Origin of the sequence: Chitinophaga sp. OAE865, from assembly GCF_040546735.1 — a bacterium.
Classification (GTDB): domain Bacteria; phylum Bacteroidota; class Bacteroidia; order Chitinophagales; family Chitinophagaceae; genus Chitinophaga; species Chitinophaga polysaccharea_A.
The window spans coordinates 5,835,866-5,862,267 of record NZ_JBEPOF010000001.1 but is presented as its reverse complement, the minus strand read 5'-3'; the positions used below and the strand labels follow the sequence as shown (position 1 = coordinate 5,862,267).

Sequence of the window (26,402 nt, the reverse complement as noted above, 5' to 3'; positions counted from 1 at the left end):
AAAATTTACTTATGCGCTATAAAAAGATTATTCGAGGCATATTGCCGGTTTGCCTGGTAATAGTAACCGCATGCGGAAAGAAACTGCTGGATATCAAGCCCGTCAGTCTAAGTACAGACGCGGTATTTGCAGATGCTATAGCGGCCGGCGCTTTTATGAACAACATTTACAACCTGGTACCGTCGGGTTATTCCGGTACCTGGGCCGGAATGGGCACATCCTATTTGGATGTGCTGATGTTGGCCCAGGCCACAGATGAAGCCGTGTCTTCCTCAGCAGCTTCCCGGGCCAATCAGTTGGCTATGGGGAATTTCAATGCAGAATCCACCAACCTGAATTATATGTGGGCAACTATGTATATGGGTATCCGGCAAACGAATATCTTCTTGGAAAATGTTGCTAAACTACCGGAAGGGGAGAGCAAGTCCGTATTGACCGGTGAAGCCTATTTTTTGCGGGCCCTGTTTTACCAGGAACTATTACGGCTATATGGTGGTGGCCCGGAGCAGTTGGGCGTACCGTTAATCCTTCACGTGCAACAAGTTGGTGGTGATGTATTCACAGACCGGAGCCCATACATGACTTGTGTCGACAGTATTGTGGCTGACCTGGATAAAGCGGCGCTATTGCTGCCTGACAGGTCGGCTGTAATTTCAGGTCGCCCCTCCAAAGGCGCTGCCATGGCTTACAAAACGCGCTTACTGCTATATGCCGCCAGCCCTTTCAATAACCCGGCCCGTGAACGAAAACGCTGGGAAAATGCTGCAAATGCTGCTAAGAAGGTAATGCAACTGACCGATGGTTATACATTGCATAATGACTATCAGCGGATTTTCCTCGACAAAACCAACAAAGAGCTGATTTTTTACCGGGAATATTCGATCAACGGTAAGCCTGTATCGATGCTGGATTTGTTTACCCAGCCTACTGGTTATGGCGGTCGTGGCGATTGTGCTCCCACGGCGGACCTGGTGAATGCCTATGAGATGCAAAACGGGAGACCCATCACAGATCCGGTGTCGGGGTACAACCCGGCTAAACCCTACGAAGGACGCGATCCCCGGTTTTATGCCAGCATTTTATATAATGGAGCGCCCTGGGCAGGACGTGCAGTGGAGACGTTTGATGGTGGAAAAGATAAGCTGTTGACCACCTCCACGCAAACCGGCTATTACCTGAAGAAGTTTCTCGATCCTGTATATTTTTCCTCTGGTAATACCCGGACGCTTCCCTACAGCTTTCAACCGTATATCCTTTTCCGTTATACAGAAATTTTATTGGATTATGCTGAAGCGCAATGGCAACTGGGTAATATCGGAGAGTCGCTCCAATATGTAAACAAGGTACGGGAACGAAGCGGAATGCCGCCCATTGCGGAGAGCGACTATACCTGGGAACGTTACGTAAATGAAAGACGGGTGGAAATGGCATTTGAAGACCAGCGCTTTTTCGATCTGCGCCGCTGGAACATTGCTGCAACCATACTGTCAGGACCCGTGCACGGTACCCGGATCGTCAGACAGCCGGATGGCTCTTTTCGGTATCAGCAAACTGAAGTAGGACAAAGGGTATTCCGTGCTCCGCAGATGTATCGTATGCCAGTGCCTTTGGATGAAGTAAAGAAAATACAAACCGTTATACCCCGGTTTCAGCAGAGCCCGGGATGGTAAATAAATAGTTGATAAACGTTTAAATCGATTATTATGAAGGGTTTATTTTTGAGCATGCTGTTGGGAATTACCAGCTATACGCTGGCACAGCAAAATACGGTGATCATCGCCAGAATAAAGGGCGCAACAGGTGATTCAGCCAAAATCGGAGTAGCACTCTCCGATCATACTGATTTTCCTTTCCGGATAATTCTGCAGGAAGCTCGCCCGGATGCAGCCGGTGTTGCCAGGCTCTCTTTCGGGTTGGGGAAGGCAATTGAAGGTATATTGTATGCGGCTCCGGTTAGGAAACGGATTGATCTCTTCCTGGAACCGGAAGATAGTCTTGAAATTGTTTGCCAGTCTGAGGAAGACGGCGCCCCTGTGCTGTTCTCCGGTAAAGGCGCCGCGAATAATCAGGTGTTAGCGCTGCTCAATCAATGTAAAACCGATCAGTATAAAAAGTCTGATATCGAGAAAATAACGCCGGACAACTGGGTGAAAGCAATACAGGATTGTTATAAAAAACAACAACAAATTCTGCAGGAAAATAAAACGGGTCTTTCCAAGGGCTTCCTGACGTATGCTGTGTCGTCTATCCAGTCAGAATATATTAAAGCGCTGTTACAGGCGCCTGGACTTTTGTCTATGTATCAGCATAAGAAAAAATCAGCGTTATTGCCAACGGGTTACTGGGCGTTTGAAAAGGAAGTGGCTGCTGCGGGCCAACAACTTCAAAGTAATGCTGAAGCTTCATTGTGGACTTACGCTTATCCTGCATTTCTGCGTGAAAAGGAAATGTTCAGCCAGCATCAATTAGATGAAAAAGTAATAAATGCGCAGTGGTCACTTAGCCTTTACGGCATCGCCGCGAAAATTTATCGTCCCGGAAGGCTCCGTGCACTGGCAATGGCACGCTCCCTGGAAATGCTGTTGGGAAGCGCTAAGAAACCATCCGAATACCGCAATATGATAGAAGAATATCATAAGGAAAATGTTGGATTTCCAGCCTGGTATAAGGAGTTGAAGTCGGTATACCAAAAGTATGCCGCCGTAGAAGTAGGCACGGTACCGCCTCCTGTAGAATTAAAAGACCAGGATAACAAGTCGGTGAAACTGTCCGATTTCAAGGGAAAGGCCGTATACCTCGACTTCTGGGCGAGTTGGTGCGGCCCCTGTCGCTACCAGATGAAAAATGGCGCCCCGGGACTTCATGCAAAATTCGGCAACAATAAAGACGTGGTATTCCTCTATGTCAGTCTTGATGACGATATTTCAAAATGGAAACGCGCTATCGCAGAAGACAAAATAGAAGGACTACACGTGTTGGCAGAAGGTGCGCGTGAAAGCAAGATTGCCAAAATATTCAACGTTGAGGGCATCCCGCGGTACATCATCCTTGATAAGGAAGGTCGCGTTTTTGATAATGATGCTCCCCGTCCCAGTGACGCCATTACTGAAACTAAAATCAGGGAAGCGTTGTCAAAATAAGGGGAAGAAATCAGCCGGTATACCGGTATATAGAAAAACAAAGCTACAAACTACTAAACGCGTTCTGTGGCTTTGTTTTTCTGCTCTCTCTATAGATGTCTTAAAACATTCAACTATTAGTACCTGGATCTAAATCCAGGCCTTGGGCCAAAGGTATCTCCTACGCCGTCCCATATAATATAGGTCCAGGCGCCTTTGCCGGTGCCAACCACCAGTTTTGTTCTGAGCTTTACAATCGCTTTCTGTGCCATGGTTTTAGCTTTAAGATTTTAAGAAATTAGTTAAGACAGGCAACACCACTTCTGCGGCCACCCAGAAATCTATACAAGGCTACGGCATGCTCCGGTTGAATGTTTTCCCATACGGTGTTTCCTGGAAAAACCGCCGGGACAGAAACCATCTAAAGCATCCGGCGTAAAATGAGCATAGATCAGTTAATTCAGCTGATTCTTTAAGATCAAAAACAAAGAGGTTCGATTTTTGTACCATAAGGTTCACAAAAAAATACTTGCAGGATCTTGTAAATACTCTTTACAAGATCTTTTTTCTTTTAGGGGCAACACAGTAAATACATTGGAAAACGTTCCCTCACTTATTTTTTATCAAATACGCGCATGGCTTTGTCCAATTCCTTATCCAGGATCTCTGTATGCTTTACGGAGCTAGTCCCATTAGCTTTGAAACATACTTCAATTCTCATGGCCTGCTGCAATACCCTCACCGCCCAATTGTCCGGCAGTGCTTAAGTATTCGGCTTTCAAGCTGGGTTTGTGTGGTTATTCAGTGATGAGGTCAATGTAAAAATCATCCTTGACTTTCAACGATGTCTAAATGAGAATCTGATTTGAAGCGGCATTTGTTAAATGAACAAAATGAATAGTTCTGCAGCAGAATGAACAAAAAGATAGTTTACTTAATTCCGGAAAATATTTTACTTGCTTAAGTTTTTGCACAGCAAGATTTTGGAATGTTAAGCTAGTTAGTAAAAATTTCACAACGATTTCTGCCATTATCTTCCTGAGTGGTTTATGCAAATAGACAAATTTTTGCTGAACCGGCAATAATCTAATTTACTCAGAATAACCGCTATTTATTTTTCCAGTGAAAACCCGATAGATTAACTGTCTTCTTATTTTATGACTACCAATTATTGTTCTTTATGACCAATACAAATGTATTGCTCACAGGTGTTACCGGTATACTTGGGAGGCACGTATTGTATGAATTATTGTATCTATATGCATCAGGGAGGAAAATGGGTGCGTTGGGTGTTGTAATACGCACCAGGTCAGGCCAAACTGGCCTGGAACGGTTAAAGACGATTATTGCTCATCGTTACAGACCGGCATATTTAAAAGGATATGCCGTAAATGATCTATTGAAGCATATAACGTTGATTGAAGCAGGTATTGAAGAATTAAATGCCGCCCACCTTGCCACACTGGAAAATTTTGATAACCTGCATGTTATTCATACCGCTGCGGAAACCGACCTGTCCAATACCTCCACTGCGAATGAAAAGGCCTTTACTCATAACTATCTGGCCACAAAACATCTACTGGCGTGGTGTACGCCGAAATTGTACAAATTCATTTTTATCAGCAGCGCTTTTTCAATAGGTCATCAGGAAGGTGTGATCACCGATCAGTATATACAATTCGATGCCGCTGGTGACCCTGTTTTAAATGAAGAGATTAAAAACCGTAACCCATACGAAAGATTTAAAATAAAAATGGAGTTTGAACTCATCAAATATTGCCGGCAACACGGTAAAGCCTGGCAGATTGTTAGGCCATCAAGTATATGTGGCCGTATGTTGGATGAACCCTTATATTATACTCCCACTTTTAACGTGTTTTACCTGTTTGGAAAATTTCTATACGCGTGCAGTTTATCAAATATCCTTCGTATGGGCGAGAAGATCAGGATAGCGGCGAATCCTGCCGGCAGCATGAATATTGTGCCGGTTGATTACGTAGCCAAAGCTATTGTCAGGTCGTTTGAAAATGATGCTATTGGCCAGCTGAATGCCGTTAGCTCCCGGCATGTGCCCGTTGCTTATTTATTTCAATCTATGTGCAATTACGCGGGAATAAAATGTGATCTGACAGCATGCGAGCCCCCGCCCGGGAGCATGTCAGTATTGGAAAAGCAATATTATGAAACAATAGGTCCCATGTTTTCCAGCTATCTGTCTACTCCGGTTCATCAATTTGATACTGTAAGACTTCGGGGAATTATGTCTGATGTTGTTGAGGCAGATGTAGTGAAGGGATTTAAGGACCTGTATGAATTTGCTTATGAAAACGAATTCAGGTCGCTCTGAAAAAAGAAATTTCCCGCACGTAAACATCTTTTTTAATTGCTATTACTATTCTCATCAATCATGCCATGGAAAAGAAAAGAATTGCTATTATAGGTATCGGCTGCAGGTATGCAGGGAATATTACTGATCCTGCAAGTTTCTGGCATCTGCTAAGAAGTTGCCATGATGGATTAAGTGACGTACCGGAAGACAGGTGGAGCCTGGACAAATTTTATGATCCGAATGAGGAAGCGCCGGGAAAAATGTATGTAAAGCGGGGGGCATTTCTTGGAGGAAATATTTACGACTTTGATTACAATTTTTTCGGCCTTTCCCGCAGAGAAAGCCTGACGCTCGACATTCAGCAAAAACTACTCCTGGAAACTGCATATGAAGCATTTGACGACGCGGGGCTGGACGTACGTACGCTCAGGAAAACAAATACCGGTGTATTTATCGGCAGCTTTATGCTGGATAACCTGATGCTGCGGGTGGCCGGAGATGCGCTGCGATATATGAATACGCATACAGCGGTAGCAGGTTCCGCTACTTTACTTTCTAACAGAATTTCCCATGCCTTTGACCTTATGGGCCCCTCTGTTACCATTGATACAGCCTGCTCTTCATCCATGGTAGCCATTCACTTGGCCTGCCAGGCGATAAAGAACGGAGAAGCGGAGCTGGCTATTGCGGGTGGCGTAAATGTAATGCTCAACCCTGCAGCGAGTATATTCATGTGCAAAGGGAAATATTTGGCAAGAGACGGCCGATCCAAAGCTTTTTTTGAACAGGCTGACGGATATGGCAGGGGGGAGGGCGCTGGCATTCTCGTTTTAAAGTCGCTGGACAAAGCTATTGCAGATGGCGATGCCATTTATGCGGTGATTGAAGGCACCGCGATTAATCAGGATGGGAGAACAGAAGGCATATCGCTTCCCAATCTGAATGCGCAGGTAAAAGTGATTCAGGACGCGCTGAAGGTAAGCGGCATACACCCGTCAAAAATTGACTATGTTGAAGCGCATGGAACCGGTACAAAGGCAGGCGATCCTATTGAACTGAACGCCCTGGGCAGCATATACGGCAAAGGCAGACCGCATGCATTACCTGTTGGTTCAATAAAGCCCAATATAGGCCATACGGAAGCGGCTTCTGGTGTAGCCGGTGTAATTAAAGCGGCATTGATACTGAAATACCAGGAAATTTTGCCGCACATGAACCTGGGTCCGTTGTCCTCAGGCATACCATTCACCCAATTAAACATCGACATTCCTCTTCAGGGCGCCACCTGGTATCTGGAAAATAAACCGGCATATGCAGCAGTTAATTCTTTCGGCTATGGCGGAACAAATGGTCATGCCATCCTATCCAGGTTTAGCCCCGATGCATCAGTACCGGTTAACGTACCTGGGCAGTCCATTAAATATCAGTTCATTGTTTCCGGAAAATCTGCCGGAGCGTTGAAAGAGAATACAGTGAACCTACTGGGTTTCCTGGAAAAAGAGAAAGAGCTGCCGCTGCATGATCTGGCTTATTCCCTAACCCGGCGGAAAACACTACATGATTTTTCATGGCTTGTGGAGGCCGGCAGCCGGCAGGAACTGGTAACTGCCCTGGAGATGAAAATACTAAACGCAGAATACCCCAGAATAACAGCAAATAAAGACCCAAGACTGGTCTGGGTATTTACCGGTATGGGCCCTCAATGGTACGGAATGGGGCAGGAGCTTTACAAGTGTGATGTTGTGTTCAGAAATACGTTAGATAATTGTGATGCTATATTTACCGCTATTGCGGGTTATTCACTACTGACCGAAATGCAGAAAGATGCAGCAACTTCGCAAATTACCAGCAACAATTTTGCTCAGGCAGCTAATTTCTTTATCCAGATTGGCTTGAGTGAAATGCTAACCGCGAAAGGCGTTCCTAAAGACGTGATAGTAGGGCATAGCGTAGGAGAGATTGCCGCAGCAGTAATCGCAAAAACAATTACACTGGAAGAAGGTGTGCGCATTATTTACCATAGGGGCAATATTCTGGAAAAAATAGCCGGTAAAGGCACCTTGCTGTCGGTGGGGCTAAGCAAGGAAAAGGCAGCTGAGTACCTGCAATCCTTTCCGGATCTTGAAATTGCTACCATCAACTCTCCTCAATCGGTTACTATCGCCGGAACAGAGGAAAGCTTAGGCCTGCTCGACCAGCAATTGACTGCGGAAGGATTTTTTTCCAGGTTTGTTCGTGTACAGGTAGCTTATCATTCGTCACAAACCGATGTTCTTAAGAAGGAACTGCTGGAGGCTTTCGGCTTTGTGCAACCCCGCCCGCCGGCCATACCTATATATTCAACCGTAACAGGAGCAGCTGTGAATATAGCTACACATGATGCCGGTTACTGGTGGAAGAATGTACGGCAGCAGGTATTCTTCAGCGAGGCGCTTGAAAAACTGATAAAACAGGGTTATACTAATTTTATCGAAATTGGTCCCCACCCGGTATTGGGCGGTGCCATCAAGGAAATTGCCGCTGCATCCGGCGTAAATGTGAGCACGTTCTTTACTTTGAAACGGCAAACCAACGAATCTGAAGTCATCTGTAAAAACATAGAGGGGCTGATTGGCGCTGGCGTGCCGGTTTTATTGAACCCAGGCATTAAAGGTGAAACAATAAAGCTGCCAGCCTATGCCTGGGATAAGGAATATTGCTGGACGCAGGCAGCGGAAATTGCCAGTTTCCGGTCGGGTGAAAATAATCCGAATCCTTTTTTGCAGGAAAAAATGACTGGCCCGGGCACCTCCTGGAGGACCCAGATCAACCGGCCGGCTTTGCATTACCTGAAAGATCACCAGATCGGGAACACTATCGTTTTCCCGGGGGCAGGCTACGTAGAAAGTATTCTATCCCTGTTGTCTGCCGACTTCTCCGGTGGAACACTTATTGTTGAGCAGTTGGAATTTAACGCGGCATTTTCCTTTCAGGAAGAAGAGTACCCCGAATTGGTTACCTCCCTGTATCCGGAAGGTAGTTTTTCAATTTCGTCAAAAGTAAATGATAACTGGACAACTCATGTAAAAGGGATGGCCTGGACTTCCGATAAATATGCCACGTTACCCTGCAAAGATGTACACACCCTGTTGGCGCTTACCCGCACCTTCACCAAAGCTGATGCCTATCAATATTTTGCATCGATAGGATTAAATTATAAAGAACATTTCCAGACCATTTCATCTTATTCATTTTTTAATAACAACGAGGTGTTCGCTGTTTTACAATATACAGGTGAACCAACCGGCCGGCAATCTATTGTGCATCCGGCGATCCTGGATGGTGCTTTTCAGTCGATTTTGCTGTTACTGGCCAACACCTATCCGGGTAAAGCCTACCTGCCTGTTAAAATTGATGCCATTAGGGTGTTTAAAGCACTTCCCCCTCTTGTTTACTGCACAGGTGAAATTACCAGGCAAAATGCCAACAGTTTTTCCGGCAACCTGCAATTGTTGGATGATAGCGGCAATGTACTGGTAGATCTGCAGGGGCTCTTCTGCAAAAAAGTAGCTATCAGCAATGAACTGGATCCACTGCAAAACTGGATATACAAGTATACCTTTTCGCCGTACCGGTTTGCTTATAACCATGATTATGCGCATACTCCTTTATTGGCAACAGGTGATCGTTCAACATTCGACAAGCTTTCGCTGCAGTCTGCGCTGCCCATTCAGTTTATACCCATTGATGAACTGGTGGAGATAAAAGATAAAGATTTCCAGTTACTCTACATAGCTGCTACCGATGGTAACGGTATAACTGATACCCTAACAGATTGTCACCGGTTAATTGCTTTATTACAAAGCCCGGTAAAAAGAAAACAGCTGCAACGGTTATTACTGTTGATAGAATATGGTCTCGCCGACGAAATCAATCCTGTAGTTGAAAAGATAAATCCACATCACACTGCCTTAGTAGGTTTTGCCAGAACAGTTACAACTGAAATGCCTCATATACAGTTAAAAACGATTGATTTGCAGCATCCACCGACGGACAGTGACCTGAGAACTCTGGTGCAAAGCTCATTTGAAGAAGAGGAATTGATCTATACCGCATCTGGTTGGTACCAGGGCGCTTTGGTCAGGGACGACATCAGCTTTCCGCAAAGGGCTCAAACGCCGGTAAAGAGAAGAGACAACAGGGCATACCGGTTGGATATACTGCAAAAAGGAAAAATGGAAAGCCTTGCTTTCAGAAACATAGAGATTGATGCACCTGGCGCAAACGAGGTACAGGTTGCAGTGGCAGCTTCTTCAATCAATTTTAAAGACGTCATGAAGGCGATGGGTATGTTGAATGAGGCCGCCCTGGAAGATACTTTCTTTGGTACTGAATTTGGACTGGAGGGCGCTGGTGTTGTTACGCAGGTCCATCCGTCTGTTGAACAGCTGCAGGTGGGAGACAGGGTATATTTTATTGGCAACGGGTTACGTACACATATTAACATTAACCAACAGTATGTATTCAAATTGCCGGATGACATTTCTTTTGAAGAGGCGGCTTGCTTTTTCGTGTACTATACCGCCTGGACTGCATTGATTGAAATGGGGCACTTGCAAAAAGACGAACGCATTCTGATTCACGCGGCTGCCGGCGGAGTGGGATTGTCGGCGTGCAATATAGCCTTGGCCAGGGGAGCCAAAGTATTTGCTACTGCCGGTACAAGCGAGAAAAGAGCTTTATTGAAATCGATGGGTATCGCACATGTGTATGATTCAAGATCGCTGAATTTTTACGATGAAATACTGAGGGATACAAATGGAGAAGGGGTGGATATGGTACTAAATTCCCTTTCAGGAGCGGCCCTGCATAAAAGTCTCCGTCTTATCCGCACCCTCGGCAGGTTTATTGAAATAGGCAAACAGGATATTACTACCAACAGCAGACTTTCACTTCTTCCCTTCAATCAAAGTATACAATTCATTGCATTGGATCTGGATAAAATACTTCCTGTATCTCCTCAGATCGCCCGCCGGTTTTTCCTGAATTTCCTCAGGGATTATACCAGAAAATTATTGCCTACACTTCCTTATGAAGTTCTTGATGGGGCCAAATGCCGGGAGGCGTTTAAAAAGCTGGCGTCAGGTAACCATTATGGAAAAGTGGTAGTTGATTTCAATAATCATGACCTGGAAACAGTACCGGAGGTCGGGGAGAAGCTTAGGTTCAATGAAAATGAAAGCGTCTTAATAACGGGTGGTTGCAGCGGCTTTGGTTTACGAACCGCCCTATGGATGGCAGAGCAGGGAGTGAAACATCTTATATTGGGAAGTAGGAGCGGACGCATTCCTGATGAGGAAAAACATATCCGGGAGAAAATTGAATCTTACAATTGCTCCGTTTATCCTGTTCAATTGGATGTAACCGAATCCGCTTCGGTAAAAAAGGCCCTGCAATGTTCTTTAGATAAAGGATTGAAATTGACAGGTATAATACACGCCGCGGCTGTGCTGGAAGATTGCCTTATCGAATCAATTACGCCCGCTGTTTTTGATAAGGTGTTTTTGCCCAAAGCATTAGGCGCATGGCACTTGCATGAGCAAACTCAAGGCTGTTCCTTAAAATTCTTTGTATGTTATTCCTCTGTAACAAGCTATACAGGTAATACCGGGCAATTGGCCTACACCACCGCCAATTGCTTTCTGGATGGACTGGTGCTGGAGAGAATACGACGGGGTTTGCCTGCAATCAGTATCAGTTGGGGACCTATTGGTGAAACAGGCATGCTGGTAAGGAATCATCTGGCGCAATCTCATGTGGTTAACATTGGCTACAGACCCATAACACCAGCCATTGGTCTTCATCTAATGGGTGAAGCCATCAGTCACTCTCAAAACCACATCGGCATCATCGATGTTGATTGGAATAAAATGACCGCTTCGCTCCCTGGCGCCTGGAAAAGAATAGCTGGACTACTGGGAAACAGACAGCATGGATCATTGCCCGATTTTGTATGCAGCCTTCTGGCTCAGGGAAGAGATCAATGGGATATTATTGTACTGGATGGCGTTAAACAACTAATTGCTGAAATAACCCGCACTGCCGCAGATTCACTGCAACCGGAAGCCAGATTAAATGACCTGGGATTTGATTCCATTATGTCTGTTGAATTGGTCATAGCCATTCAATCTAAGCTGGGAATTGATTTACCCGTGATGGAAGTACTGGGCGCCGGAACCATTGCCCAATTGGCCCAACTGCTAAAGTTAAAGATATACCGGTTAGAAACGGGCTTACAGGATAAGAAACAAAAGAGTGAAGAGACCGCAACGGTTACGGCGCCAGTCCTGGAAAAAGGCTAGGGTTTTGTACCATAGGGAGCACAAAGGAAAGGCCTTCAATTCAATTGAAGGCCTTTCCTTTGTACTGTTCTATGTTTCTTTTTAAATGGTCAGTAAAAATAAGCCCAATAGCGTTGCCTGCTATTTAAGCATATCGCCTGATTTTTATTATGGATTTTGCGTGATGTCTTTTGTGAGCGCCGTTGGTGGTATCAATAACGTATACCTGTTACTGTTAGGCGGCAGATCGATGCTGGTACCATCCTGGAGATAGTGGTGTGCTGTGAAGCCAAAGACCGGATCGTTGTTAAGCCGCCGCATGTCAAACCAGCGCGCCCCATGGCCCAGCAGTTCTTTTCTTCTTTCGGCCAGCAGAATATTCATTGCCTGTGTGGCATTGGCAGCTTCCAGTGGTTTATAATAGGCGCTAACGATCCTGTTTTTGCGGAGGAGGTTGATGTCGGCCATGGCATCAGAGAGGCGCCCCAGGCGTATATTGGATTCTGCGCGCACCAGGTACATCTCCGGGGTGGTAATACTGATGTTGTTGATAAAAACTACATCGGCGTTATAAATATAACTGGTGTCCAGTTTACCGGTTGTTGTGTTGGTAGCGGTATCCGGCTTAATGAATATATTACGCAGATCGTGTGTTTCGAACATTCTGGCGGTGGCAGGGCTGATATCGAGCCCGGACAAGCCTCTGGTGTTTGAATATATATGTACATGAATATTTTCCGGAGATGTCAGCATATTGCCAAAGGGTGCATCGATAATTGGCGTATACCGGCCATCCGATGTTTGGTAAACGGTGTTGTAGTTGATAAGGCGGTCATTGTATTTTAATGCGCTATCCGCCATTTTTGCTGCATCGGCATAGTTGCGCTGCATCAGCATGGTGCGGGCAAAGAGGCCGAGCCCGGCTGCCCTGGTGAATAAATAGGGATTGGTGGTGCTTGCGGGCAGGTTTTTAAGCGCTTCCTCCAGGTCAGCCCTGATGAGATTGCAGGTGGCTTGTAAAGTGCTTCTGCCGGGCACCGGCGCGCTGATGTCGTTCGTGGTTATCCAGGGCACTCCCGGGGCATCGGATGCGGTGGCAGGATCAAACGGTTTACAATATAAGTTGACCAGATACCAGTAGCACCAGGCCCGGCCCAGCAGCGCCTGGGAACGGGCGATGGCTTTGCGTTGGGGAGTGCCTCCGTCTGCCGCATCAATGTTGTTAATAACGGCATTGTATTGATAGATGTTCTTATACATCATGTTCCAGATAGCATTATCAGTCCACTCATCAGGCGTGGAATAAATTCCCGCCAACCACAGATAAATACGGCTGTCAACACTATTCACTTTTAGCAGGGATGCTTTGTCTACATCTTTTAAGAAGTAATCATCCGACAACTTTTCCAGCTCAATAGGCATTACCTGCTGCAAATCCAACCCATTGAGCACGCGTTCCAGATCGTCTGTCGTTTGCGGTATTATGTAGCCTTTAGGTTTTACATCCAGGTATTTTTTACAGGAGAAGAAAGCCGCTAAACCCATTAGGGTTGCAAGAAATATTGTTATTTTTTTCATGATGGTTACCGGATTTAGAAGTCAAGGTTAAGGCCAAAGGAATAGGATGGCATTACGGGCAGTGTGCGGATCCCGCCGCTAAATGCTTCAGGATCTATACCTTCGTGGTTACGGGTGATGGTCCACACATTTCTTGCATTGGCTGTTAATTGCAACCCTCTTACAATGCCCCAGTTGCGGATGGCCTTTGGTGAGAAGGTGTAACGCAGGCTTACGTCGCGGAGCTTGATGTAACCGGCGTCAAATACGTTTACATCCAGGAAGTAGCGGTAATAGTTATTTGTATAACCGTAACCGTCATTGTCTGCGATCACATTAGGAATATGTGTGGTTGCTTCATCTCCGGGTTGTTTCCAGGCGTTTTCCAATCGTTTGTCAAAACTATAGACACCTGTTGAGGCCCGCGGCATTGACTGACGTGCTACCTGTCCCAGGTAGAAGACGAACATGAAGTTGAGATCAAATCCTTTATAGCTGAAATTATTGGAGAAGGCGCCGGTACTGACGGGCCTGGTGGTACCGGAGTAATATATCATGTTCGGATCCGTATGGTCTTTGTCCGGTGCTATCTTCCCGTTGGGGTCCAGCAGTTGAATCTGGCCACCGTCATGTGTTAGCCCGCCAAAGCGGAAGCTGTACATAGCGCCATAGGGGGCGCCTTCAACAAATGGATTGTCACTGGCAATACTAAGAGGTGAGGTATTATTGCTATTAAGCGTTACTTTAGTGATCTTATTTTTGTTATAGGCATAGCTTAAGGTAGTGCTCCATTCAAACCGGGGAGTATTGATATTTTTACTGGTTAATTGCAGTTCCCATCCGTTGTTGGTCATACTGGCGGTGTTAACCAAAGCTGTCTGGAAGCCCTGTACGGGGTTTATTGCCTGATCACCCAACAGGTCGGTGCTTTTCTTTTTATAGTAATCCACTTTACCGGAAATGCGGCTATGCAACAACGTAAAATCAATACCAAGATTGGTAATGGCAGTCTTCTCCCACCTTAATTGATTGTTGGCCGGTGTGGTAATTTCATTGTAAGGCAGGTTGTTATGAAAGTTGGTCCCGTTTGTGGCAATCATAAACGGGCCACTTTTTTTGGGAATGTTACCGTTTATGCCATAGGTGATCCTTGTTTGCAGATAGTCTACAAAGCCCAATTGTTGCACGAAAGGTTCATTGGAGGCTATCCAGCTCACACCGCCAGACCACATAGGGCGATACAGGTATTTCGGATCAGTGCCAAACAGGTTGGTGGCGTCTATGCGGATGCTGCCACTGGCTACATATTTTCCGCGGAACGTATAGGCTGCATTACTGAATGCAGATACAAAGCGGTCAAGGGTATAGTTATAGCCATCCGACAGACCGAAGAAGGCGCTCGCTGCAGGCCCTAAAATACCACGAATGGATTTCAGCCTTTGTATGTCAATGTCCACAAATTGCAGACTGTTATCGTCGTACCCGTATTTTGTAAAATGATTGCCGGTGGCTTTGCTTTGTCTTCTTTCTATACCCGCTACAGCGGCGATGTTATGATCATGGCGGATATTTTTATTGACATTAATCAATCCTCTTATTGTATAAGAAGAAAAATCATTGCGACTTTCGGTAATTTTTCCGCCCAGGGGTATATTATAGACAGGATTGATCAAGGTGCCATCGGGATTGGTCAGGATATTATAGCGAGCATCTCTCTGCGGGAGAATGAAATCATTCACCTGCTTTACGAGCAGGGGCTCGTCCGGATGGGTAAGCACCTTGTTGTAGGAATAACTGTTTTCCAGTTGGTAGCTGATATTCACATCTACACCAGGAATGATGTTGTATTTCAGTTCTGCCTGCAAACGGGCGTAAATGCTATTGGTGTTGTTCTCAATAAGGTTTACCTGTTTGAGCGGATAGAAAGATTCATCCCCCAAACCCCATTTCATCCGTTTTTCGATGCTGAATGCATTGGAACTATTAAACCCGATCGGATCTGTGACCAGGTTTGCAATCTGTGGCTGCCCCTGCGCGTTTTGCAGCATGGAATAGGGTTTCAACCGGTAGATAAATGTCGGGTCGACCGGTGGAAGTGTAGCATCAGTATAGTTTAGGTTGGTACTGACGTTGAATGATAGTTTGGAAGAAACGTTATAATTGTTCTTGAACAGGAAGCCGTAGTTTTTTTTCCGGTCTTTTAAAGCCAATCCCCTGGTGTCAGTAAGCCGGATGGACCCATAGTAATTGTTCTTCTCATTGCCACCCATAAATGACAGGCTATGGTTCTGGGTAAAGGGTGATTGCATCAGGAGATCGCTGATTTGCCGGCTGTTATCAAGAAGACGCAGCGAGTCTACTGAAGCGGCATACCGTCCAGGCGTTATACGTCTGGCAACGGAATCCATGTAAAACTTTTCAAAGGTGGAAAATGCAGTGTTCCTGCCACGTAGCTCTGATTCAATACCAGGCGTAACAAGCATATTACTAATAGCGATATCGTCCGCAGTACCCAGCCGGTTCAGATAGCTAAGGTTTGGTTTGGGCTCAAATTGAAAACTATTCGAATAGGAAAATTGCATCTTACCCTGTCTGGCGGTTTTAGTAGTAATAACGATCACGCCATTGGCAGCACGGGCGCCCCAGATGGAAGATGCGGCGGCATCTTTCAGAATGGTGATACTGGCTACATCATTGGGATTGATGGCATCTAAAGTACCATCGAAGGGAAAATTATCAACCACGATCAACGGGCGTTTGGCGCCATACAGGGTAGATACGCCACGGATAGTGAGCCCATCGCCGTTGTCTTTGCCGTTGTCTTTACCGTTGATGAGCACCAGACCGGGAACCTGCCCTTCCAAACGCTCCAGTACATTGGTTTGTACACGGTTGGACAATTGTTTGGCAGAAATGACATCGAAAGCGCCGGTAGCCCTTTCCCGTGGGATCTTCTGGTAGCCTGTGTTTCCGATCACTTCTACTTCCCCGATATTGGCGACTACGCGGTGCATGCGCACCAGCAGCTGCTCACTACCTTTGGCCGGAACTTCTGCTCTTTCGTAGCCCACCATGGTGAATACAAGAATCGCGTTGCCGGCGTTGGCGCCGGGAAGGTGGAATTGTCCCTGTTCATTGGTGGAGGTCCTGTGTTGGGCGCCTTTCACCATAACAGAAACGCCGGTCAGCGGTTTGCCTTGTTCATCGGTCACAGTGCCGCTGATGCCCGCTACCGGGGCCGGCGCCTGTACGGGTTTATATCTTACCAGGTTGTGGGCTGATAGCCGCAGGCAAAAGGGGAGCAGCAAAACGGCCGTAAATCTTATCATGTACAATGATTTGGCTAACAGCCGGCGCCACAGCAGCTGTGGTTGGATTACCACGCGGTGATAACAGGGTTTTTTGACGTTAAAGTCCATATATAGTTTTGGTTGAGTGATGGGATGGTGAAATAAAGATCTTAAAGGACCAGGTTGAAAGGCGCGTTGCTGCTGCGCCCGTCAACTGTGGTCCTGCTGGTTGGTTGTTGGTTTATGTATTAATTATTGTTCCTTATTATTTTACTGTTGCAGAAGAAAAATGATGACTATTTTCTTATTCATCTGGAGGCAGATTCTTTTTCTTCCCCTCCGATACATGTTTTTCTATTTATGTATACCTATGAGACATCATAGGAGACAATTTACCCTCCCGGGAGACATTTTTTTTCACAAGGCTGATGTCGCAGCAATTTTTTTTTAACATCAGGGGTAAAAAAGAAGTCCCCATGTATCTACCTATCCTAGTTAACAATATTCAATTCAGATCTCTCAACAACATATGCAACCAACCAATTTCTACAGGGCAAGTCTGCCATTTAGGCTTTTTTTTATCTTACTGCTCATCATCTGTAGCGCATCATACGTTCTCGCACAACAAGACCCGTTAGTGGTAGTAAACGGCAAAATCCGCCTCCATGGCAGGCATGTAAAGGATGCCATTGCGCCGGGTGTCAGTGTTTTGGAAAAAGGCACCAGTAATGGTACCGTAACCGATGCCGGCGGAAAATTTACTTTGAAGGTGAAAAGGAATGCGGTATTAGTTATCAGAATGGTAGGGTTCAAGACAATAGAAGTAAAGACTGAGCCGGCATCTCCGCCACTGGACCTGGTATTGGAGGAAGACGTGAGCGGCTTGAAGGAAGTAATTGTTACCGGTTTTCAGCAGATAGATAAAAGTAAGTTTTCCGGGGCGGCAACAAAGCTAAAGGCTGAAGACATCAAAATGGACGGCATAGCGGATGTGAGCCGTATGCTGGAAGGCCGTGCCGCGGGCGTTTCCGTACAGAATGTATCCGGCACTTTTGGTTCCGCTCCCAAGCTTCGTATCCGTGGCGCTACCTCGCTTACCGGCCCTAACAAACCTTTATGGGTAGTAGATGGTATTGTGCTGGAAGATGTAATTGATGTAACCAATGACCAGTTATCCAGTGGGGACCCATCTACATTGCTGGCGTCTGCGGTTGCCGGGTTGAATATGAACGACATTGCGAGCTTCGATATTCTGAAAGATGCGGCGGCTACTTCTTTATACGGAGCAAGAGCCATGAACGGCGTAATTGTGATCAATACAAAGAAGGGGCGTGATGGTAAGCTCCTGGTGAATTATTCCGGCACTTTCAGTTCCCAGTTACGCCCCAGCTACAGCAATTTTAATATCATGAATTCAGCGGAACAAATGTCTGTTTACTCGGAGCTTTACAGGAAAGGTTTTCTCAACCTGGCCATTATAGGTAATGGCGCCGACAAAGGGGTATTCGGCAAAATGTACGACCTGTTACAGGAAGTGGATAGCGCCACCGGAAAGTTTAAGTTGGAGAATACGCCGGAAGGCAGGACGGGATTTTTGGAGCGTTACGCAAAAGTTAATACCAACTGGTTCAATGTGTTATTCAGGAACTCTCTGATACAGGAGCACGCCATTAGCCTCTCCGGAGGAACAGAAAAAATGCAGTCCTATGTTTCTGCCAGCCTTTATAGCGATAATGGATGGACCATTGCGGACAAGGTAAAAAGGTTCACCTTTAACTCGCAAACCAACTACAACTTCACAGATAAATTATCGGGAGCTTTCATTGCTACGGGTTCCGTAAGAGAGCAGGACGCCCCGGGAACAGTAAATCGGACAGTGGATCCGGTATATGGCAGAATGAGCCGCGACTTTGATATTAATCCCTTTAATTATGCACTGAGCACCAGCAGAACGATGACTGCGTACGGCGATGATGGAAACCTGGAATACTTTACACGCAACTACGCACCGTTCAATATCATTCATGAGCTTAACAATAATAAGATCAAGCTATCTGTGGTAGATGTAAAGTTACAGGCGTCACTGGCTTATAAGATTAACAAACATCTCCGTTATGAGTTTCTGGGAGCGCTTCGTTATGCAAAAACTACACAGGAAAACCTGGTACATGAAACGTCAAACAAGGCCGGGGCGTACAGAGCTTATGTTAATGCTGTAGTTGCTCAAAAAAATAACTTCCTTTACAAAGATCCGGACCAGCCAAATTCACTGCCACAAATAGTGCTCCCGGCAGGCGGGTTCTACAACCGTGCAGAAAATAGCCTCAGTAATTACAATGTCAGGAATCAATTGAGCTATTCAAACAGTTTTGGTAAACAGGCGCTGAATATATTGGTAGGGCAGGAATTGAAAAGCGCCAACAGGCAAAATGCATACAGTAACGGCTATGGCTACCAATATGATTATGGCGGACTTCCATTCATCAATTATATGATGATTAAGAAGGATGTGGAAAAGGGTACTTCCTATTTTGGAATGGAAAGAAAATATGATCGTTTCGCCGCGTTTTATTCCAAACTTGATTACACATTAAGTAACAAATACAACTTAACTGCGAATCTGCGGTATGATGGTTCAAACCAGTTGGGAAAATCTTCCAACGCCCGTTGGTTGCCAACCTGGGGAGTGAGTGGCGCCTGGAACATGGAGCAGGAGAAATGGCTGGGAGGTATAAATTGGCTCGATTACTTAAAGCTCAGAGCCAGTTATGGGCTCACTGCAAGTTATAGCACGGCTACTAACTCTTCCGTTATATTGAGGCCATATAGTACCATGCGCCAATACTTACGCGACATAGAACCCGGGATCTGGATCGATGGCCTGGAGAACAGCGACCTTACCTGGGAAAAAAATTATACCACCAACATTGGCGTGGACGCAGGATTCTTCGACAACAGGCTTACACTGGTATTGGATGTATACAGAAGACGGGGATTTGATCTTATCGCAGCTATCAGAACCTCCGGTATTGGCGGGCAGTTGGATAAAACAGGCAACTATGCGGACCTGAGATCGCATGGGACAGAAGTAACCCTGGGCGGCGACGTTATACGGCAAAAGAACTGGAAATGGACTTCCAACCTTACATTTGGGTATAATAGGAATCGCATTACAAATGCCCGGAACACTCCCATCATTTTTGACCAGATTGCGGCTGAAGGGGGCAATAAAGAGGGGTATCCTGTGAAATCATTATTCTCCCTGGATTTTAAAGGGTTGGAGCCGGCAACAGGTATTCCAAATTTTACAAATGAAAAAGGGGAAGTATCCAGGGGGGTGTATTTACAGGATAATGAAACCCGCTACCTGGTATACGAGGGGCCGGTTGATCCACCCATCAACGGCGGATGGTCCAATACTTTCCGGTATAAAAATCTTTCACTCAATATCCTGTTAACCTATCAGGCCGGGAACAAGATCAGGTTAACGCCCATATTCAAGCCCACTTACTCGGACCTGGATGCGTTGCCCCGCGAATTCAAGGACCGCTGGAGCTTACCGGGCGATGAAAATATTACCAATGTACCTTCGCTGATGGATGCCTTAACCAATTATAGAATTGGAAACAATTTCCCTTATAATAACTATAATTATTCCACCGTCAGGGTGGCCGATGGCGGTTTTGTAAGGCTTAAGTACATATCGCTTACCTACCTGTTGCCACCTGCCGCCATAACCCGTACGGGCCTAAGCAATTTGTCCGTTACTGCATCCGCCAGCAACCTTTGGCTATTATATGCTGATAAGAAACTGAAAGGGCAGGACCCCGAGTTCTTTAACACAGGAGGTGTTGCACAGCCATTACAGCGGCAGTTGGCCCTTACATTAAAAGCAGCGTTTTAAATCTTATAAGGAAATCTGTTATGAAGTATAATAAAATCAACGTTTATACAATTATTCCGGGCAGTAGCTGTAAAATGCGGATATGGCTATTCGTATTAAGCGCCGCACTATCGGTGTCAGGATGTAAAAAATACCTGGAACAGGTTCCTGACAACAGAACGGAGCTCGATAGCCCGGAAAAGGTAGCGCAATTGCTTACCTCAGCTTACCCGATAGCTGATTATATCACTTTCTGTGAGGCAATGTCTGATAATGCAGGCCTCCGTGGAGCGCCGGGTGGTAATCCGGAAAATGAAGAACCTTATCTGTTCAGAGATTTTCCCAGCACTGGTGCTGGTACTCCCAATTATTACTGGAGCAGTTGTTACGCGGCTATTGCTGCAGCCAACCAGGCACTGGAGGCCTGCAAGGGGCAATCTGCCAACAATGCTTACGCCGCCTACAAGGGAGAGGCGCTGGTAGCCAGGGCATACCTGCATTTTATGCTGGCTGCCCTCTTTGCTAAAACATACGATCCGGCTACCGCTACCACAGACCCTGGGATACCTTATGTGCTGGAACCGGAAAAAACATTGTACAAGCAATATGAACGTAAAACGGTGGCATATGTATACGAAATGATAGAAAAGGATCTCACTGAAGGCATATCCCTTCTAGATGATAACGCATATAAAATACCGGCATTCCATTTCACCAATAGAGCAGCGCACGCTTTTGCCAGCCGCTTTTATCTTTTTAAGCGTCAGTATGATAAAGTGATTGAACATGCTGGTAAAGCCCTGCCTGCCGGGAATCCCGCTGGCAGTCTGCGGCAATGGAATACCGTTTATCTGCCGCTTACGGATAATATATGAGCTGTTTGCGCGATATACTAATTCCACAGAAAAGGCCAATTTCCTGCTTGCCGGTGCAAGCTCCGCATGGGCAAGGGAAGCTTTCTATTATAAATATGGCTTGAATTCGATTATTGCCAAGGGGTTGTTTAGTAAGCCTAATGTCACTGGTACTACTTTCGTCTATATCATTTTAGAATCCTCAAATCCAGAGGCCAAGGTACTGCCAAAATTTAAGGAAAACTTTGTGGAAACTGGCCCGGGTATAGGTTATGCTTTGATATACATTCCTTTATTTTCTGCAGAGGAGACACTATTTAACAGGGCAGAGGCCAATGTGATGTCAGGGAATTTTGATGCGGCGCTTTCCGATCTGAATGCTTTTGTAAGCACAAGAGTGCGGAATTATAATGCAACAGGGGATAACCTGACACCGGACAAAGTGAAAGCATTTTATAAAACCACGGATCTAAAAACTGCGCTTATAAGTACTATACTGGATTTTAAAAGGATGGAGTTTGTGGGGGAAGGGTTTCGCTGGTTTGATATACTTCGGCATCGCCTGCCGGTTACACATAGAACGAAAGACGGAGCTGTAATAACACTAACAGCCGATGATCCGCGGAAAGTATTGCAAATACCGCAGTTTGCGCAGAGTAATGGAATTACCCCTAATCCCCGATAAATATTAAACCGTGAATATTATGAAGAAATATCTATTGATCTGCTCTTTGTTACTGATAGCAATAATTATATCCTGTAAGAAAGATGATAAACTGGATGATGTAGCACTAAACGGTTTGGGTGGTGATACCTGGAAAAGAACAGCCCTGGATAATTGGCTATATGATTCACTAACGGCGCCTTATAATATTGAGCTGAAATATAAATGGGACCAATCTGAGTTTGACATGTCATATACCCTGGTGCCACCCAGGGAAGAACAGGTGATACCTGTGGCCCAGGCCATCCGGAATTTATGGATAGAACCCTATAACCAGGCAACCGGCGCGGTGCTCTTTATGAAAATGTATAGCCCCAAGCTGGTGGTGCTATCCGGTATCCCTGCTGCAAGAACAGATGGTACAGGCCTTGCGGGCGTGGCTGAAGATGGGCTTAAAATAATACTATATGACGTCAATTCATTTAACAAAAAAGATCAGGCATCAATAGACAGAATTATGCACTTGCTGCATCATGAGTTTACACATATTCTTAATCAGAAAAAAGCCTATCCTGTCGAGTTTAAGAAGGTCAGCGCTGGTAGCTATACTGATGGGTGGCTGCTAGCTGAGAATCCCGTTGGTTCGGGCTTTGTTTCCAAATATGCCATGAAGGCCCCCGATGAAGACTTTGCAGAAATGGTTGCCTATATGTTGGTGAAAGGCAAAGAGGAATATGAGGCGTATTTGCATGCTGCGCCGGATTATGAGAATGGCATACCAAAACTTCGTGAAAAAGAGGCATTGGTGGTACAGTACTTCAAAGACGCTTATCACGTTGATTTTTACGATCTGCAGACCCGTGTACAACAGGCCAAAAAAGCGTTCATGGATTGATGCAGCCAAAACCACTATCAGGATCATTAAAAGATAAGATATATGAAGAGATATTTGTTATATATACTGTTGCTTCCCACTTTTTTTTCATGTGGGAAAAGTAAAGATGACAGTGTGTTCCCTGAAACCCCAGATCAACGGATCGAAAAGGTGTTGAAAGATTATGCTGCCAAACTGACTGCCGCTCCTTATGGCTGGAAAATGAAAGTAATACCGGCCGGTGTATCGGGCGATGTCCATAGCTATTATTTTTGGATGCGCTTTAATGATGGAAATCGCGTAATAAGCCGGCTTGATAATAAAGAACCGCTTGAAAGCAGTTATCGCCTGAAGGCCTTGCAAAGGCCGGAACTTATCTTTGATACCTATACATATTTGGACGACAAGATTGATCCCGTTGGAGCAATATTCGCAGCTTATTTTGGTTCTGAGGTCCCTCTTTTTGATTTTGAATTTGAGATCATTTCGGCAACTACAGATTCCATCATACTTAACGGGAAATATAGTGGGAGCAAGGCCATATTGTTAAGGGCATCCCCTACAGATTCTACTAACAGCAGCATGCTGGCGCCACACGCCGGTACTTATAACGCAGTTGGCAGAGCGCTCTGCTATAGCGGTCCTGAGCCTGTTGGAGTACCGGATACTATATCCATTTCCAGGCGGAAAGCAGCGGTTCCTCTTGCCGAAGATAATGCCATACTTCTGGACTATTCCAATGAGGAGATCTTCAGCGGCATGTATCGCATTACTTTTGATCCTGGTACCAACAAGGTGACCGCGGTTGCCCCAGGTAAGTTCCTGGAAGATAAGGTCAGGCCTGGTAGTTTTAAGATGCTTACATTTTCTTCTGATCCCGCATTGAAACAGATTTATTTGAAATCATCCTACATTAATTTGAATAACCAATATTGCGAGGTAGAAGAAACGCTTACGTTAAAATAGGCACTACGCTGGTATATTTTAAGTTGTGAACTTTCTTTAATGGTGAACATGGAAATGACAAAGTACAGGTAGCCTCACGTGCGTACCTGTACTTTGTTTGGCTTTATGACAAACTACCTCCGCCTTTTTTTCCCGCTTTTAACTTAAGTTAAAAAACAGCCCCAAAATATCCATGACATTTGGCATAACAAATAACGTATTGTGTTATGACCACATTAGAAGAATCTCAAACTATTCAAACTGCCAGATCCCTGCGCAATCTCTATTTTTTACGCGCTTCATTTTCCATTATCTGGGTGATACTTGTTTCCCTGCTTGCTAAAAACAATCCCGGGATCGCCACTTTTCTTTTTATTATTTACCCAGCCTGGGATGCAGCAGCCACTTTCCTGGATATAAAAGCCAATCCGCCTGCTACGTCCAAAACGCCGCAGTATATAAATGCGACCATCAGTATAATCACCACTATTGCAGTGATCCTGGCATTGCAAAATGGCATCCCCGGAGCCTTTATAGTTTTTGGTGCATGGGCAATTCTTACCGGCCTCATACAGTTGATACTGGGAGTGCGTCGGCGTAAACAACTGGGAGGGCAATGGCCTATGATCATCAGCGGAGGTCAGTCTGTTTTGGCGGGAGCTGCTTTTATCAATATGACACATGCTCCTAATGCTGGTATTACTACCTTAGCCGGTTACGCTGCGTTTGGCGCCTTCTATTTCATCCTGGCGGCGCTGAGGTTATCTAAAACGATTAAGGCTGCTCCGGTTGTTGCTTAAGGCGCATAAAAATGTAACCTTTATTAAGCGGGCCGCATTTATAAGACAACTATTACCTGTTGATCCTTTTGCGTATACGGCTTAAAGAAGGATTAGTGATGCCGAGATAGGAAGATATATGATATGCCGGGATACGGTTAACAATGTTCGGATGCTCCTCCAGTAAGCGTATAAACCGTTCTTCGTGCGTTATAAAAAGTAATTCTTCCGTGCGGGTTTGTGAATAGGTAAAAAACAATTCGGCCAGCAACCGGCCAAACCTTGCCCAGTTGGAATGGGTATCGTAAAGGTTGGTAAGATCGCGATAGGCTATATAGATGATTTCCGAATCTTCCATGGCCTGGATGTAATAATGACAGATCTTACGGGTAATGAAGCTGCGGAAAGAAACCAGGAATTGATTTTCTGAAAAAAAGAAGATGTTTTTTTCTTCGTCTGTTTCCGGGTCGGCGTAATAAATCCGGAAGATGCCCTTCACTACCAGGCCCAGATCGTTGCAAACCATGTTCTGCATATTAAAGAAATCACCCTTTTTGATTTTTCGCGTCTTCCAGAATATGCTGCTGTCTGCGATATCTTTTTCATTTAACGCAGCAAAGTTCGCCAGGTGTATCCTGAGTGTTTCAAAATGGTCGCTCATACAATTAATTTTGACTTGCCCGGATGAATGGCAAGTGATATCTAAACAGCAATAAATTTACAAATAATCCTTTGCACGGGAACCTCACCGGTGCAACGGTCCGGCAAATGTCCGCAGGATGCCGGCAACAGTTTTTAACTTAAGTTAAAACCAGGTTACGGCCACATTTAATTTTACAACGGAGGTGTATGTGACCTTTGAAATGTATAAATTTGGGCATGACAGCACATAAAGAAAACCAGGGACAGTTCCGGGTGGCAGCTATCGGCGAAAATAAATGCACCTTGGAGTCCTATAACAGGAGGGACTTTTGTAAGATCAGCCTGGTGACGGCCGGAGGAGCGCCCTGCCAGCTGTTTTATGGTTCTCTTGAACCGATAGAGGTCGACAGGCCGGCCCTTGTTTTGCTCAATCCATTGGTTCCGCATTCCTGGTCGGTCCCCGAGCAAACAGTGCCTGCAGAAGGCTATTTTTGCGTATTTGATGATAAATTCATCCACACCAGTGTACAATTAAACGGGCTGGCCAACCGCTTATTTACTGCACAGGAATCACCTGTTTATCTTCCTGATCAGGCGGAATTACATTTTTTAACAGGCCTGTTTGCTCAAATGCGCGCAGAAGCAGAAATCCATTATAACGATAAGGACGATCTTTTCCGTAGTTACCTCAGTCTCATATTGCATAAGGCTTTACAAATGCAACCCGCAGGGAACAGGGCTGATAATGCTGGCTCCCGGATAGCAACGGCGTTTATTGAACTGCTCAGACAACAGTTCCCCGTGGATTTGCCTTTACAGCCTGTTAAGCTGAAAAAAGCGTCGGATTTTGCGGATCGTTTAGCCGTGCACGTGAACCATCTGAATATGGCCGTACAGAAGGCCACAGGTAAGTCTACCACCCAACATATCGGCGGGCAGCTGTTTGCCGAAGCGAAGTCCTTATTGAGCTATACCAGCTACAGCATAGCAGAGATCTCATACGGACTTGGTTTTGAGTACCAGAGCTATTTTAACCGCTTCTTCAAAAAATACGCGGGCATCCCGCCGTCGGATTTTAGAAAAACTTTGAAAAGTATAAATAGTCCTTTGAAAAGTATTGATGGATGATCGGGTATACCGGTAATT

General features: G+C 45.4%; 14 protein-coding genes and 1 pseudogene. 11 read left to right on the top strand and 4 right to left on the bottom strand.

Features of this window, described 5'->3' with window-relative positions; all coding sequences use genetic code 11:
* Nucleotides 1–11: 11 nt before the first annotated feature.
* The gene (locus ABIE50_RS23475) at nt 12–1,670 is read left to right on the top strand and encodes a RagB/SusD family nutrient uptake outer membrane protein (RefSeq protein WP_209859077.1); all 1,659 of its coding nucleotides are present in this window, start codon (nt 12–14) and stop codon (nt 1,668–1,670) included.
* A 1,065-nt stretch (nt 1,671–2,735) separates the two neighbouring features.
* A pseudogene (locus ABIE50_RS32240) lies at nt 2,736–3,140 on the top strand (TlpA family protein disulfide reductase); the annotation flags it as partial.
* A 116-nt stretch (nt 3,141–3,256) separates the two neighbouring features.
* Here ABIE50_RS32240 and ABIE50_RS23465 read toward each other — a convergent pair.
* Nucleotides 3,257–3,391: a hypothetical protein gene (locus tag ABIE50_RS23465; RefSeq protein ID WP_260607604.1), complete on the bottom strand. Its 135-nt coding sequence runs from the start codon at nt 3,389–3,391 to the stop codon at nt 3,257–3,259.
* A gap of 908 nt (nt 3,392–4,299) precedes the next feature.
* Between ABIE50_RS23465 and ABIE50_RS23460 the strand changes: the two genes are divergently transcribed.
* Together ABIE50_RS23460 and ABIE50_RS23455 are read left to right on the top strand one after the other, a co-directional pair.
* The gene (locus tag ABIE50_RS23460) at nt 4,300–5,466 is read left to right on the top strand and encodes an SDR family oxidoreductase (RefSeq protein WP_209859079.1); all 1,167 of its coding nucleotides are present in this window, start codon (nt 4,300–4,302) and stop codon (nt 5,464–5,466) included.
* A 65-nt stretch (nt 5,467–5,531) separates the two neighbouring features.
* Nucleotides 5,532–11,789 (top strand): type I polyketide synthase, encoded by a 6,258-nt coding sequence (locus ABIE50_RS23455; protein ID WP_209859085.1) that lies wholly within the window; start codon nt 5,532–5,534, stop codon nt 11,787–11,789.
* Nucleotides 11,790–11,936: 147 nt separating this feature from the next.
* Here the strand turns inward: ABIE50_RS23455 and ABIE50_RS23450 are convergent, their stop codons facing one another.
* The gene (locus ABIE50_RS23450) at nt 11,937–13,346 is read right to left on the bottom strand and encodes a RagB/SusD family nutrient uptake outer membrane protein (RefSeq protein WP_209859093.1); all 1,410 of its coding nucleotides are present in this window, start codon (nt 13,344–13,346) and stop codon (nt 11,937–11,939) included.
* Between the two features lie 14 nt (nt 13,347–13,360).
* On the bottom strand, nt 13,361–16,654 hold the full coding sequence (locus ABIE50_RS23445) for a SusC/RagA family TonB-linked outer membrane protein (protein ID WP_209859104.1): 3,294 nt from the start codon (nt 16,652–16,654) through the stop codon (nt 13,361–13,363).
* A gap of 490 nt (nt 16,655–17,144) precedes the next feature.
* Here ABIE50_RS23445 and ABIE50_RS23440 point away from each other — a divergent pair, with 490 nt between their 5' ends.
* The 6 genes from ABIE50_RS23440 to ABIE50_RS23415 all read left to right on the top strand — a co-directional run bounded on the left by ABIE50_RS23440 (nt 17,145) and on the right by ABIE50_RS23415 (nt 24,635).
* Complete coding sequence (locus ABIE50_RS23440) at nt 17,145–20,519, top strand: SusC/RagA family TonB-linked outer membrane protein (protein ID WP_209859115.1); 3,375 nt, start codon at nt 17,145–17,147, stop codon at nt 20,517–20,519.
* A gap of 113 nt (nt 20,520–20,632) precedes the next feature.
* The gene (locus ABIE50_RS23435) at nt 20,633–21,373 is read left to right on the top strand and encodes a RagB/SusD family nutrient uptake outer membrane protein (protein ID WP_354028144.1); all 741 of its coding nucleotides are present in this window, start codon (nt 20,633–20,635) and stop codon (nt 21,371–21,373) included.
* Nucleotides 21,285–22,037, top strand: coding sequence for a RagB/SusD family nutrient uptake outer membrane protein (locus tag ABIE50_RS23430; protein WP_354028143.1), 753 nt, complete (start codon nt 21,285–21,287; stop codon nt 22,035–22,037). The genes ABIE50_RS23435 and ABIE50_RS23430 overlap by 89 nt, the downstream gene beginning before the upstream one ends.
* 19 nt (nt 22,038–22,056) lie before the next feature.
* Nucleotides 22,057–22,911: a zinc-binding metallopeptidase gene (locus ABIE50_RS23425; protein WP_209859117.1), complete on the top strand. Its 855-nt coding sequence runs from the start codon at nt 22,057–22,059 to the stop codon at nt 22,909–22,911.
* Nucleotides 22,912–22,953: 42 nt separating this feature from the next.
* Complete coding sequence (locus tag ABIE50_RS23420; protein WP_209859119.1) at nt 22,954–23,856, top strand: DUF4302 domain-containing protein; 903 nt, start codon at nt 22,954–22,956, stop codon at nt 23,854–23,856.
* A gap of 206 nt (nt 23,857–24,062) precedes the next feature.
* Nucleotides 24,063–24,635 carry a DUF308 domain-containing protein gene (locus ABIE50_RS23415; protein ID WP_209859127.1) on the top strand — a complete coding sequence of 191 codons (573 nt, stop codon included), beginning with the start codon at nt 24,063–24,065 and terminating at the stop codon, nt 24,633–24,635.
* Between the two features lie 52 nt (nt 24,636–24,687).
* Here the strand turns inward: ABIE50_RS23415 and ABIE50_RS23410 are convergent, their stop codons facing one another.
* Nucleotides 24,688–25,275, bottom strand: coding sequence for a Crp/Fnr family transcriptional regulator (locus tag ABIE50_RS23410; protein WP_209859129.1), 588 nt, complete (start codon nt 25,273–25,275; stop codon nt 24,688–24,690).
* A 218-nt stretch (nt 25,276–25,493) separates the two neighbouring features.
* On the opposite strand from ABIE50_RS23410, the gene ABIE50_RS23405 reads away from it, so the two are divergent.
* Complete coding sequence (locus tag ABIE50_RS23405) at nt 25,494–26,384, top strand: helix-turn-helix domain-containing protein (protein ID WP_209859131.1); 891 nt, start codon at nt 25,494–25,496, stop codon at nt 26,382–26,384.
* Nucleotides 26,385–26,402 lie beyond the last annotated feature (18 nt).